Annotated in this window: 7 protein-coding genes; 2 read left to right on the top strand and 5 right to left on the bottom strand. The window is 49.8% G+C overall.

The features are described 5' to 3' along the window. Positions 1–368: 368 nt before the first annotated feature. Entirely contained in the window at positions 369–5,591 is a 5,223-nt protein-coding gene (locus AC0VZ8_RS19820; protein WP_475484165.1) for an S-layer homology domain-containing protein, read from the top strand. Between the two features lie 102 nt (positions 5,592–5,693). Here AC0VZ8_RS19820 and AC0VZ8_RS19815 read toward each other — a convergent pair whose 3' ends face one another. The 3 genes from AC0VZ8_RS19815 to AC0VZ8_RS19805 form a co-directional block, all read right to left on the bottom strand. Continuing rightward, the gene (locus AC0VZ8_RS19815) at positions 5,694–6,644 is read right to left on the bottom strand and encodes a glycoside hydrolase family 43 protein (RefSeq protein ID WP_475487724.1); all 951 of its coding nucleotides are present in this window, start codon (positions 6,642–6,644) and stop codon (positions 5,694–5,696) included. A gap of 292 nt (positions 6,645–6,936) precedes the next feature. Then, a complete protein-coding gene (locus AC0VZ8_RS19810) occupies positions 6,937–8,166 on the bottom strand; it encodes an aminopeptidase (RefSeq protein ID WP_475484164.1) in 1,230 nt (409 codons plus the stop codon). Positions 8,167–8,292: 126 nt separating this feature from the next. Beyond that, complete coding sequence (locus AC0VZ8_RS19805) at positions 8,293–8,664, bottom strand: MerR family transcriptional regulator (RefSeq protein WP_071220396.1); 372 nt, start codon at positions 8,662–8,664, stop codon at positions 8,293–8,295. Between the two features lie 205 nt (positions 8,665–8,869). Here AC0VZ8_RS19805 and AC0VZ8_RS19800 point away from each other — a divergent pair, with 205 nt between their 5' ends. Then, positions 8,870–10,456 carry an MDR family MFS transporter gene (locus tag AC0VZ8_RS19800; RefSeq protein WP_475484163.1) on the top strand — a complete coding sequence of 529 codons (1,587 nt, stop codon included), beginning with the start codon at positions 8,870–8,872 and terminating at the stop codon, positions 10,454–10,456. Positions 10,457–10,566: 110 nt separating this feature from the next. Here AC0VZ8_RS19800 and AC0VZ8_RS19795 read toward each other — a convergent pair whose 3' ends face one another. Together AC0VZ8_RS19795 and AC0VZ8_RS19790 are read right to left on the bottom strand one after the other, a co-directional pair. Further along, on the bottom strand, positions 10,567–11,388 hold the full coding sequence (locus AC0VZ8_RS19795) for a carbohydrate ABC transporter permease (RefSeq protein WP_113061135.1): 822 nt from the start codon (positions 11,386–11,388) through the stop codon (positions 10,567–10,569). A 16-nt stretch (positions 11,389–11,404) separates the two neighbouring features. Then, positions 11,405–12,364 carry a carbohydrate ABC transporter permease gene (locus tag AC0VZ8_RS19790; protein WP_071220399.1) on the bottom strand — a complete coding sequence of 320 codons (960 nt, stop codon included), beginning with the start codon at positions 12,362–12,364 and terminating at the stop codon, positions 11,405–11,407. Between the last annotated feature and the right edge of the window lie 28 nt (positions 12,365–12,392).

The following is a 12,392-nucleotide window of genomic DNA, read 5'->3' as shown; positions in this document are numbered from 1 at the left end:
GTAATGATCTTTAAACGCCATGCTGGTTCCGTTTGTGGATCTTGAGATATGGATGCTTACTTAAGATATAGTGATGAAGGTCTGTTCGGATATTATCCTATTTTACTAGATGGCTAGCTGATTTCCGGGACTTGCGTATCATTTATCAGTTTTTACATAAAGTGGTTTAAAAAACGAAGGGAATATGCAATTATTGATCTTAGGAGGTGACGTGCTAAATGGATCTCTCAAGGGAATAGCCTAAATCTGATAGAGTGAGGGATTTGATATTGAAAGCGCTTTAATTAAAATTTGGAGATCCCATGGAGACCTGGAGAATTGGGAAACTGAATTGATTGTTCAAAAAATCATTTCTAGGAGGTTTTCCATTGTCTAAGATCGTCCTGAATCGATGTATATCCTGCTTCTTGATCCTCTGTATCGTGTTGTCGGCCTCGTTTACCGGATTTGCAGGACAGGCTTCAGCCCAGTCATCCACCGCGCGTAACAACGTGCCTGAACTCCTGATCACCGAGCTTGTTCCTGATTCCACGAATGTAGGAACCGCCGACGGATATGAATTTATTGAAGTATATAACAATACCGATCAAGACATCGATTTCAGCCATTACAAAATTCGTTATCGTTACTTGGAGAGTGATACCCTTTGGGCTCATGTACCCGATGAGGTGATGATTCCATCCAGAGGCACGCTGGTGTTCTGGATCATTAATGCTCAGAACAGCAAATCCACGATTGCTGATTTTAATAAAAACTACGGCACCAACCTGATTGAAAACACCGATGTTGTCAAAATATTCTCAGGCGGCATGTCCAATTCACGCATGCGGGAGCTCGTGGTTGTGACAAATACCGGCCGTCCCATCGTGTCCGCATTTTACAATGACGGGGAGGTTCATAACGCCGCCGATCAGGGGATCTTCTATAAGTATCCCGAAGATGGCAGCCTGAAGATGCAGCGGATCTCCCAGCTGGAGCATAAGGCTACGCCGGGTTCGCTGCAGCATTCCGAGGTGCCTGCGGAGCCGGTACATATTGATGTGGCCAAGGAACCGACGGTCACTAACCGGACGACAACAACCAATGTGGAGCCGGGAGAAAATCTGGAGATTACGGCAGAAGCGTACGATGATCGTATGGTTACTTCACTTGCGCTATCTTATCGTGTAGATGGACAGAACGATTACAAGGTTGTACAGCTTCAGGAAGGGAAGCAAGGCCTTCGTCATACGATTTCTTATCTGGAGCTGCTGGGACACACCAAGCTGGAGTACTTTTTCACGGTGTCCAACACCTTTAAGAAAGTAGAGAGTCCTAAATATGAAGTCGACCTCACGGGGAACGGGGCCAGCGCCAGCCTGAATGTTGACGATCAACAGACCGTCACCGGGATAACGTATATTCGGGGTGCGGCAGACGGGGCAGAGCCTGCGGATCTCGAGCTTCATATCGACGGGCAGCCGGTTCAAGGTTCAGCTGTTATGGAGCATTCCGCTTATTTTGTTTTTGAAGGCGATGGTATTGACGATGGGATCAACACGGTGACCGTAGGCAAGAACGTTCTGTTCAAGACCGAGGCGAATATTGACGGTTATCAAACCATCGTTGTCCCCGTCGAACCGCAATGGCTGACAAGCGGCACAAACGAAATTACCCTGCGGGCCGGCGATAATGAGAAGACCTATTTCGAGGATGACAAGCCGACGGGAAACATGGATGATTTTAATGTCCGCAACGTGCGGCTATTGTTAGGAGACGGAACAGAAATCCGGGATCCGCAATTTAGCGATCCTGCGCTTATCCACGACCTAGGTGACGATGGACGGTTTCTGCCATTTGTAACGTTTCAATTTGATATTTCTCCCGATAAGGCAAAAGCCCTATCTTACGCATGGGATACCACGACGGTTACAGACGGGCAGCACAAGGTTGATTTGATTGTAAAGGGTAAGTCTGAAGCAATTGCCAACATACAGGTAGATAACAATGGACCCGAAATTAACGTGACTGTTGAAGAAGGCAAGAGCTATAAGGGAAGCATTCCCATTGATGTGACTGCACAGGATAGCGTATCCGGCGTTGAACAAGTGGAGGCACTGCTAGATGGTCGAGCCATCCAGGTGCCATACGATACTTCATCGTCCGAGCTTGAACCAGGCGTCCATACGCTGGACATTCGGGCAGTGGACAAGATTGGCAACATCTCGGAACGTACGGTAACGTTTAACACCGCACCGGAGCATCCGAATGCACCCGAATTGGTCTCACCTGCAGATATGGAGAGCGGAATCGGGTTATCGCCGGAGCTTAAGGTTCAAGTCAGCGATCCATCGGATGACGAGCTTGAGGTCTCCTTCCATCAGGCATATCCGTATCATACATTAAGTGGCGATCGGGTAAAATTATCCAAGAACGCCTCGGATGAAGAGCCTCCTAAGGATAGATTCCCGACTGGCGAAACCGCGCTGACCGAAGAGGAATTGAAGCTGGTAGCTGAATCCAACGATCAATATGTCACGGTGGATTCCACGTCCCAGTTCCCTTATATCCGGTTTGAGGTAGAGCTGGAGCATGCCGTGGAGCCGGGTGACCGTGTTGAAGTTACTTGGGAAGGACATACGGTGTCGGGCCGCAAGGTCACAATGTATGCGTGGAACCACAACCTGAACAAGTGGACGGAGATCACCAAACATATTGCCCAGTCTGAAGATGATTTTACGCTTCGAGGCGAACTGTCGGCAGCAGACTACGTACAAAACAGCAAAGTGGATGTCATTGTGCAGGATGAAATCCCTTCACGTGGAGATTATGATTACACTTTTGTATGGGTATCGGATACCCAATTCTTAACGGAGCTGTACCCGCATATACAGCAGAAGCAATTTGATTGGATTGTCGATTCCATCGATGATATGAACATCAAATATTTGTTCCATACCGGTGATATCGTGAATGACCCGACAGCTGAATATCAATGGAAACGTGCCGATGATTACATGAAGATGCTGGAGGATGCAAATCTGCCGCATGGCGTGCTTGCCGGGAATCATGATGTGGGAAGCTACGATTGGGACTACACGACCTACAGTCAATACTTCGGGGAGAACCGTTACAAGAATCAGCCATATTACGGAGGTTCCTACAAGGACAATCGCGGTCATTATGACCTTGTATCCGTTGAAGGCAACGACTTCATTATGATGTATATGGGATGGGGCGTTGAAGACGAGGACATCCAATGGATGAACGAGGTTCTCGCAGAATATCCGGACCGTATCGCATTTCTGAATTTCCACGATTACATGCTCGCGAACGGAACTCGTTCCGGTATAGGCAATAAATTGTACAAGGAAGTTGTCGTACCGAATCCCAACGTGTTTGCCGTGCTAAGCGGCCATTACACGGGAGCCAGTCTGCTTAAAAATGAATTGGATGATAATGGTGACGGGAATGTGGACAGAACCGTCTATCAGATGCTGGCAGACTATCAAGGTCATGCCGATGGCGGCAGTGGTTACTTGAGACTGCTGCATTTTGATAAGGAAAGCAATCAGATTTATGTGAATACGTACTCTCCTTATCTCGACAAATACAATTATTATACGAATGGCTCGGATGAATTCATGATGAACCTGGATCTTGAACCGAAATTAAAGCGGGTAGCAACGGATTCAATCCAAGTGAATCATCTAAGAGGTGAGTCCATAGGTACACCGCAGAACGTAGTTAGCGGCACTGAGGTTGTTCAGCAATGGGCAGGACTGCAATCCGATGGAACCTATTCGTGGTATGTAGTCGCACAAGACAAATTCGGAGGTAAAACCCTTTCGGATGTGTGGACATTCACGACAGATGGAGGGAATCTCGACGCTCCAACCAACCTGAAAGCACTGAATGTGACATCGTCAACGGTTCAAATCGGTTGGGATCCCGTGAGCAGTCCAGACCAACAAGCGATGAATTATAATGTATATCAGGACGGAGAGCGCGTAGCAACGGTCACGGATAGCGTATATGAAGCGACGGGGCTGACCCCGGACACGCTGTATGAATTCAAAGTAACCGCCGTGGACAAGCAAGGCACGGAATCGGCTCCGAGTGAGATATTAACGGTCGTCACTCAAGCCGTAGAGATTCCGGGAGCACCTGTGTGGACAGCCGGGGAGCTTGAATTTGCGGACATCACCTCAAACGCTGTATCCATGAGCTGGCCGGAGGCGACCGCAGATGATGGCGTGGATGGATATCGTGTATATCTGAAAGGGCGGAGTGAACCGGTTGTTACCGTGACAAATGATGTGTATTCGCATACCGCTTCCGGTTTGGAGCCGGACACCCGATATCATTTTACCGTAAAAGCCTATAACGCTGCGGGAGAGAGCGCCGGACTTCATAACTCGGTCACAACACCGGCAGCAGCGGTAGACAAGAGCGAGTTAATTGGATTTATCGCATCGGCACAGCAAAGACTTGACGAAACAAGGGAAGGCACATCGCCGGGGCAGTATCCAGCAGAAGCAAGGTCTGCACTCCGTGCTGCCATTGAAAGAGCCAGCGCCATAGCGCAGCAGGATCAGGCAACAGCCAAGGAAGTACAAGCTGCGATCAGCGCTCTGCAAGCCGCGATCCGTACCTATAACGCTTCGGTGGTACCTTCAACGGAGAACCCGCCATCATCGGGATCAGAATCGGGATCGGGATCCTCTGGAGGCCACGTATTATCTGGAGACAACCGTTTAAAAGGACTCGAAGTGATCATCGGCGGCAAAACAGCGGAACTCACCCCTGCATTTAATGAGAATACGACAGAGTACCGACTTGAGACGGAAGCCGAATCCGTGCAGCTCCGTGTGGATGCGGCGCATAACAAGGCAACAGTCCTTCTGGGGGAAGAATCCCTGAAGAAGGATCAGGTTATCGAGCTGAAGGAAGGGGATAACCTGTTGAAGCTGATGATTCGGGCTGAGAACGGTACGACCCGAACTTACCAGTTAACCATTCATCGTAAGGCGAAGCCGGGGACCGAAGAACCGAAGCCGGAGTCAAAGCCAGTGATGTTAACCGACATCGCGGGACATTGGGCTTCGTCGGCGATAGAGGAAGCCGTTCAGCTCGGTATTGTGGACGGCTATCCGGATCATACCTTTAAGCCGGACCGGCAAGTAACACGCGCTGAATTTATGGTGATGATGTTCAAAGCATTGAATGGACAAAGGGATGCTGGGAAGCTGAATTTCAAAGACAGTTCCCTCATCGGAACCTGGGCGCTTAAAGCGATTCAATGGGCTTTATCCGAAGGTATTGTGAAGGGATATCAAGACGGCACATTCAGACCGAATCAACCTGTCAACCGTTCTGAAATGGCGGTCCTGATCACACGTTACCTGGACCTTTCCTTACCAGAAGCAGAAACGGAATTCCTTGATCAGCAAGCCATTCCGGCTTGGGCAGAGAAGGAAATCGCTGCCGCCACCGCGGCTGGCATCGTGAATGGGCGCTTAGGTAACCGGTTCGCCCCACGGGAATCCGCGACCCGGGCGGAAGCCGTCATGATGATTCTTCGTATGATGGATAACATGGAGAAGAAGTAAGAAATAAGAACGGATAAGAGGCTGACACTAGAGCTTGAGCTTTAGTGTCAGCCTCTTTCGGGTGGATGTCTAAGGAAGATTCATATTATGGGTATGGAGCAGTCAATAAGTTGGCCAGCCCTGGGAATCCCAGTTCAAATCATTGATGAGCAGCTTCGGCGTGCCGTTATCGGTTGCGTCATACGCATGTCTAATAATGAGGTTATTATAGACATCCTGATGTCCGGGACCCTTCCACACTGCATTCCCGCTGTCCATAATCGTGCCGCCGCCATTCATCATGCTGGTACCGTTCTTGTCCACGTATGGACCTGTTATGCTGGTGGAACGGCCATAAGCGATTTTGTAGGTGCTGTTGACCCCCTGGCAGCAGGAATCGAAGGAGGCGAACAGATAATAGTAACCGTTTCTATAAACGATGGTAGGCGCTTCAACGGCCCCTCCGTTGTTCGGGCGTGAGGCAATGGAATACAGGTTTCCGGTCGGTTTCATTGTATTTGCATCAAGCCTGGTCAGCTTGAGTCCGCTCCAGAATGAGCCGTAGGCCAGCCACGGATTGCCGTCCTTATCAATGGTCAGCGTCGGATCAATCGCATTGTAATTATTGGTGGAGGTCGTACGCGTGACGAGACCGTCATCTCGCCAATTGCCGGAGGAGATGCTGGTCGTGGAAGCCAGGCCGATAGCGGATGTGTTGGAACCGAAGGAGGAGATCGAATAATAGAGCCAGTAGCGGCCGTTGAAATATTCAATATCGGGCGCCCATAGATCGTTGGTGCTTTGGTTTGGTACATAGGTTTTCCACCAGGACAGCGGGGAAGCAAATACCTGGTTCGATCTGGACCAGTTCGTGCCGTTGGTCGATTTCAGCAGTTGGATGCCCTGACCGGTAGAGAAAGTGTACCATGTGTTTCCTTCCTTGATGATGGTTGGGTCATGTACAACAATATCGCCGCTCAGGTTCCAGAATGCACCAAAAGCGGACTGCGTGCCTGCTGTGCATAAACTGATGGCAAGCAAAAGCGAGGTAAGCCATTTCCCTTTTTGTTTCATCATTGTTCTCTTCCCTTCATTGTGAAATGGGCATTGCTAATCCGTGCAGCGCCTATCTTTTCCCGGATCACCTCCAACATCTTGCGATATTAATTCATAATTATGTGAAATGTTTTATGTTATATTAAATTATAAAAGCGCTTCCAATATAAGTAAAGTAAAAAAATCGACTTCGTTTACTTCTTTTTAAATCAGCACAAAGAGTTACGGATATTAGTAAAGCCCCGCGAATTCCCGCAGGGCTTTGTTTCAAGTATACAGCTGTGAATCTGAACACGGATCTAGAGTGTAGTTAAACCCATCGTCCACCGCGAAATACAGGTTCAATCGTGCCGTCAGCCAGCACGCCATCAATGTCCAGCTCGGCCGATCCGATCATGAAATCAACATGCGTCAGACTGACATTGGCTCCGCGAGCTATAAGTTCTTCCTTGCTCATTTTGGTACCGCCCTCGATATTGACAGGGTAGGCGCTGCCCAGCGCAAAATGGCACGACGCATTCTCATCGATACCGGTGTTATAGAAGACACGGTTCAGCTGGGAAATTGGCGAATCATGCGGTACGAGTGCCATTTCTCCCAGATAAGACGCGCCTTCGTCCGTTTCCAGCAGTGTTGTGAGATGCTCCCGCCCGGATTCGGCTTCATACTCGACAACCTTGCCGTCCTTGAACGTGAGCTTCATGCCCTCCACCAGGCGGCCGTTTAGATTAAGCGGCAGCGTACTTGTTACGGTTCCGTTCACGCCTGTACGGTGCGGCATCGTGTAGATTTCTTCGGTCGGCATGTTCGCCACGAAATATACGCCGGCTTCATTCTCGTCGCCGCCACCGAGCCAGAGATACCCTTCCGGCATGTCCACGCGCAGATCCGTTCCAGGCGCACGATAGTGGAAGCCTTTATAGCGTTTGGCATTCATGTGATTCTGGCGCAGCTTCAGCTGAGCTATATGATCCCGCCAAGCGGCAACCGGATCTTCGCTGCCCACCCGGTTCATCTGGAATACCGCATCCCACATGGCTTGAATCCGATCCTCTTTGGGAAGATCCGCGAATACTTTATCGGCCCAGGCACGGGTAGGGGCTTTAATGAGCGACCAGCTGATTTTATTGTTGCGCACGTAAACCTGGTATTTCTCGTTGGCTACGGCAGCAGCTTTTACGGCTGTAGATACTTTGGTCGAATCAATGCCGCGGAACAGCTCCGGATCCGGGACTTTAATGCGCAGAATGGCGCCTCCGCCTTCAGCAAGCTGCTGCATGGCGTCGGCCTGCCACTGCGGATAATAACCGAAGGAGTCAGTGGGTGCTTTCTCGTAGCGAATGCGGGTGATTCTCTCATCATCCCAGTCGACTTGCACATATTTGGCACCTGCATCGTATGCCTTGGCCACGATGCGGCGTGTCAACTCTACGGTTTCGATTGGAGCATTGACGATCAGCACTTGGCCTGGCTGAATGTTTACGCCTACCTTAACGACCAGCTCCGCGTATTTCTCCAAATTTTTCTCGAAATTGTCCATATGTAGATTTCCTCCATTTCAGATGTACACCTTTATTTTAACATGTTAAGGAGGCATGCAGATAACGGATCTCATCATCGAATAGAACGGCCCCGAGCATCATGACGCTCGGGGCCGCGTATGTCGTCAGACGGGGACCTGGTTCTTTTTCTTCAACGTAAGGGAAATTTGCCGCTCAAGCAGCCTTTTCAACTCATGGAGAGCAGCGATCTGACCATCCACATGACTTAACTTCTCTTGGTAAATGGACAGCATTTCCTCGCAGTACTCGTAATCATCTGGAGAAGTAATTTCACCTTTGAATAAAGCTCTGATTTGATCCGTCGTTAATCCCAGCTTCAAATACAATTGAATCATTTTGACCCGCTCGATGGCAGATCTGTCGAAATGACGGTAATCATTCTCAAGCCTGTGGGCTTCAAGCAGGCCTTTTTGCTCATAATGCCGGATGGAGCGTGCACTGACCTGGCTGATTTGCGATAATTCACTGATCTTCATTCCACTTGAACCTCCTTGCATGAGTTGGATATCCCGATTATACGCTACCAGGGATGAGTGCATAAAGTGTCTGGGCTTTATTTATATGTATTTTGAAAAAAGAGGAATCGGGGATAAAAGTGTGACAGTCACCTGTCATACTTTCTGAATTACAATGACGACAGTAAAGAAGAAGGAAACCTACTTAGAAGGAGTGTATGAGAACTTGAAGACACATTCAACCAACAAATTACCCATCGTGCTTGCCGGCCTGCTGCTCGGCATATTAATGGCCTCCATGGACAATACGATCGTAGCGACCGCTATGGGGAATATCGTCGGGGAGCTGGGAGGACTTGATCATTTTGTATGGGTGACCTCCGCTTATATGGTCGCTGAGCTTGCGGGAATGCCGATCTTCGGCAAGCTGTCCGACATGTATGGGCGCAAAAAGTTTTTTGTATTCGGGATGATTGTATTTATGCTGGGCTCCGTGATGTGCGGTACGGCGAACTCCATTACGGAACTGGCGCTGTATCGTGCCGTGCAAGGTATTGGTGGCGGTGCGCTCATCCCGATTGCATTCGCGATTATGTTCGATACGGTCCCCCTCGAAAAGCGGGGTAAGCTTACCGGGTTATTCGGAGCCGTGTTCGGATTATCCAGCATATTCGGACCGCTCGCAGGTGCGTATATTACCGATCAGATTACTTGGCAGTGGATATTCTATATTAATTTGCCAATCGGCATCGTGGCTTTCATGATGGTGACGCTGTTCTATAAAGAATCGCATGAGCGCTCCAAACAGCCGATTGATTGGATGGGCGCCACTACGCTCCTGACTGGCGTCATCTGTTTCATGTTTGCTTTAGAGCTTGGCGGCAAGCAGTTGGCGTGGAATTCCTGGATTATCCTGGCGTTGTTTGCTGCGGCGTTTGTCATGCTGGTCCTCTTCGTGCTTGCAGAGAGAAGGGCGGAAGAACCGATCATTTCGTTTCGATTGTTCAAGAATAAACTCTATACTTCCAGTGTGCTGTGCGGCTTATTCAGCGGAGGATCCTTCATCGTGGCTTCCGTGTATATTCCAATCTTCATTCAAGGCGTACTTGGCGGAAGCGCAACGAACTCGGGGCTCGTCCTGCTGCCAATGATGGTGGGTTCGGTCATCACGGCTACGGTGAGCGGTTTTCTGATAAGTAAAATATCGTATCGTAACATCATGATCCCGACGCTTGTCCTGTTTACGGGAGGGATGGTGCTCGCTTCGACGCTAACGGCGGAATCCAGCAGGTTCATCGTAACCCTGTACATGGTTCTGATCGGGCTTGGCATCGGCGGGTCGTTCTCCGTGCTGAGTACTGCCGTGATGCATGGTTTATCCTATAAGCAGCGTGGAATGGCGAGTTCTACCTTTAACTTTACGCGGTCGCTTGGGATGACGATTGGGATTACGGTGTTCGGGCTGATACAGAGCCGATCCTTTGCCGGTTCCTTATCCTCGGGATCGAGCGTGATGAACACCGAGGCGCTGCCTGAAGGATTCGATCTCAAGGACCCTCACATCTTATTGGCGCCGGAGACGAGGTCGCTGATTCCGGCCGAGCTGCTCAAGCCGATCTCGGACTCGCTTGCTTCCTCTATTGCGGCTACGTTTGCTTGGGCTATCGTTCCTGCTGCGTTAGCACTTGTGGCAGCAACGGTAATGGGGCGCAAAAAGTTGGATGAAACAGCGGAGTTAAAGCGGGAGACGGTCGTTGATTCAGAAGAGGAGAGTGAAACTCCGGACAATGAGAAGCTGGCGATGGTGCCGTAATGGTTGCGGTATGGCGGTATGATCTGGGGTAAAATAAAAGAAAAGGCTGCTTACAACAAATAAGAGGGTATCCCAATAGATCTATGATCTTTTGGGATACCCTTTTACCGTTAACTCTTAATGGCACCTGCTGCAATATCGGAAATGAATTGCTTGCTAATGAACAGGAACAAAACGATCAGCGGAATGACGGCGAGCAGCGTACCGGCAATGACCATCGAATAGTCGGTCGTGTATATACCGTTCAATGAGGAAAGCGCAACCTGCAGGGTGAATTTGTTCTCATCATTTAGAATAATTAGCGGCCACAGGTAGTCATTCCATACGCCGATGAACGTGAAGGCAGCCAGGAACGATAGGGCGGGGCGCAGAATCGGCAGCGATATATTCCAGTAGAGGCGGAAGAATCCGCAGCCGTCGATTTTGCCTGCATCCAGCAGCTCCGAGGGCACCGACTCCTGTGCATATTGCCTGATCCAGAAGATCCCGAAGGCGTTTACCATTCCGGGAATGATCAGCGCCTTATAAGTTCCTACCCATCCGAACTCTGCCATAATGACAAAGGAGGGCACCAGGGACAGTTGGGCGGGCGCCATCATGGTAGCCAGCAGCAGCACAAACAGCCATTTTTTGCCCGGGAAATGGAATTTGGCAAACGTGAATCCGGCCAGGGAATCAAAGAATAAGACTAACAGCGTACAAGCGGAAGCCACGAACAGAGTATTCCAGAAGGCGCCGAAGAAATCAATGCTGCTCAGCACCCTCGACACGTTATCAAGCAAGTGAGGACCGAACCATAGTTTCGGAGGAAAGCTGTAAATATCCGAAGTGGTTCGGGTTGCCATGACAAGCAGCCAATAGAAGGGGAAAATCGACAGCAGCAGTCCAGCGATTAACCCGATGTGAAGGAATATGGATTTCCATTTGAACATACGATTCACCCCCATTTCAGTCATTGGACGGACTGCCCTGCACCATTTTCCAGTTCACGATGGAAAAGATCGCTATGAGCAGGAACATTCCCCAGCCGACGGCAGCGCCATATCCGAAATAGTTATTCACGAAGGCTTCACGGTACAGGTAGAGGACGATGGTCATACCGCCGCCGCTGACGCCGCCATCATTGCCAACAAGCACCTGCGGTTCGGTGAAGATCTGCATGCCGCCGATGGTCGAGGTAATGACCGTGAAGAGAATGATGGGCCTAAGATTGGGAATGGTGATTTTGAAAAAGGATTGAATGCCGGAGGCTCCGTCGATCTTGGCTGCTTCGTACAAGACGGTCGGAATGCTCTGCAGCCCGGCAAGATAGATAATGGCGTTATACCCTGCCCATCTCCATATGACCATGACCGAAATGGCGAGCTGTATGCCCCATGTTTTATTCAACCACTCGATGGAGTTCAGGCCGAGCAGGGACAGCATATAGTTGAGAAGGCCGTAATTGTTCGAGAATACGGTGCCGAACACGATGGCAACCGCCACGAGTGAGGTGACGTTCGGCAGGAAATAGCCGATCCGGAAGAACGTGCGGAACCGGACAAATGATGCATTAAGCAGGAAGGCAACGACCAGCGCGATAAACAGCATCGGTATCGTGGAGTAGATCCAGATGAGCAGCGTGTTGCCGACGGCTCTCCAGAATTCCGGATCGGTGAGCATGAATTGGTAGTTGCCCAGCCCGTTATAGGTCATCTCCCCGATGCCGTCCCATTTCTGAAAGGACAGGAACATCGAGAAGGCAATTGGGAAAAGGCCGAATATGGCAAATAGAATGTAAAAAGGGGAGATCGCCAAATATTCTTTGCGGTGTTTCCATATCTGTGCAGACAGTCGGTCTTGAGATTTCGGATGTTTAGGAACAGGCTTCTGTTCCACGGGCGTGCGATTCAGCATAGGATTATCCATCGTACTGTACCTCCTGTAGCGGTTGGTA

The sequence above is a fragment of the Paenibacillus sp. QJM3NY_38 genome (assembly GCF_056173265.1).
This window is presented reverse-complemented; position numbering and strand designations above follow the sequence as displayed.

Bases quoted from the DNA above. Each gene is read 5' to 3' on its own strand.
- AC0VZ8_RS19805 (WP_071220396.1), bottom strand. From the start codon at position 8,664: ATGAAGATCAGTGAATTATCGCAAATCAGCCAGGTCAGTGCACGCTCC.
- AC0VZ8_RS19815 (WP_475487724.1), bottom strand. From the start codon at position 6,644: ATGAAACAAAAAGGGAAATGGCTTACCTCGCTTTTGCTTGCCATCAGT.
- AC0VZ8_RS19795 (WP_113061135.1), bottom strand. From the start codon at position 11,388: ATGTTCAAATGGAAATCCATATTCCTTCACATCGGGTTAATCGCTGGA.
- AC0VZ8_RS19790 (WP_071220399.1), bottom strand. From the start codon at position 12,364: ATGGATAATCCTATGCTGAATCGCACGCCCGTGGAACAGAAGCCTGTT.
- AC0VZ8_RS19810 (WP_475484164.1), bottom strand. From the start codon at position 8,166: ATGGACAATTTCGAGAAAAATTTGGAGAAATACGCGGAGCTGGTCGTT.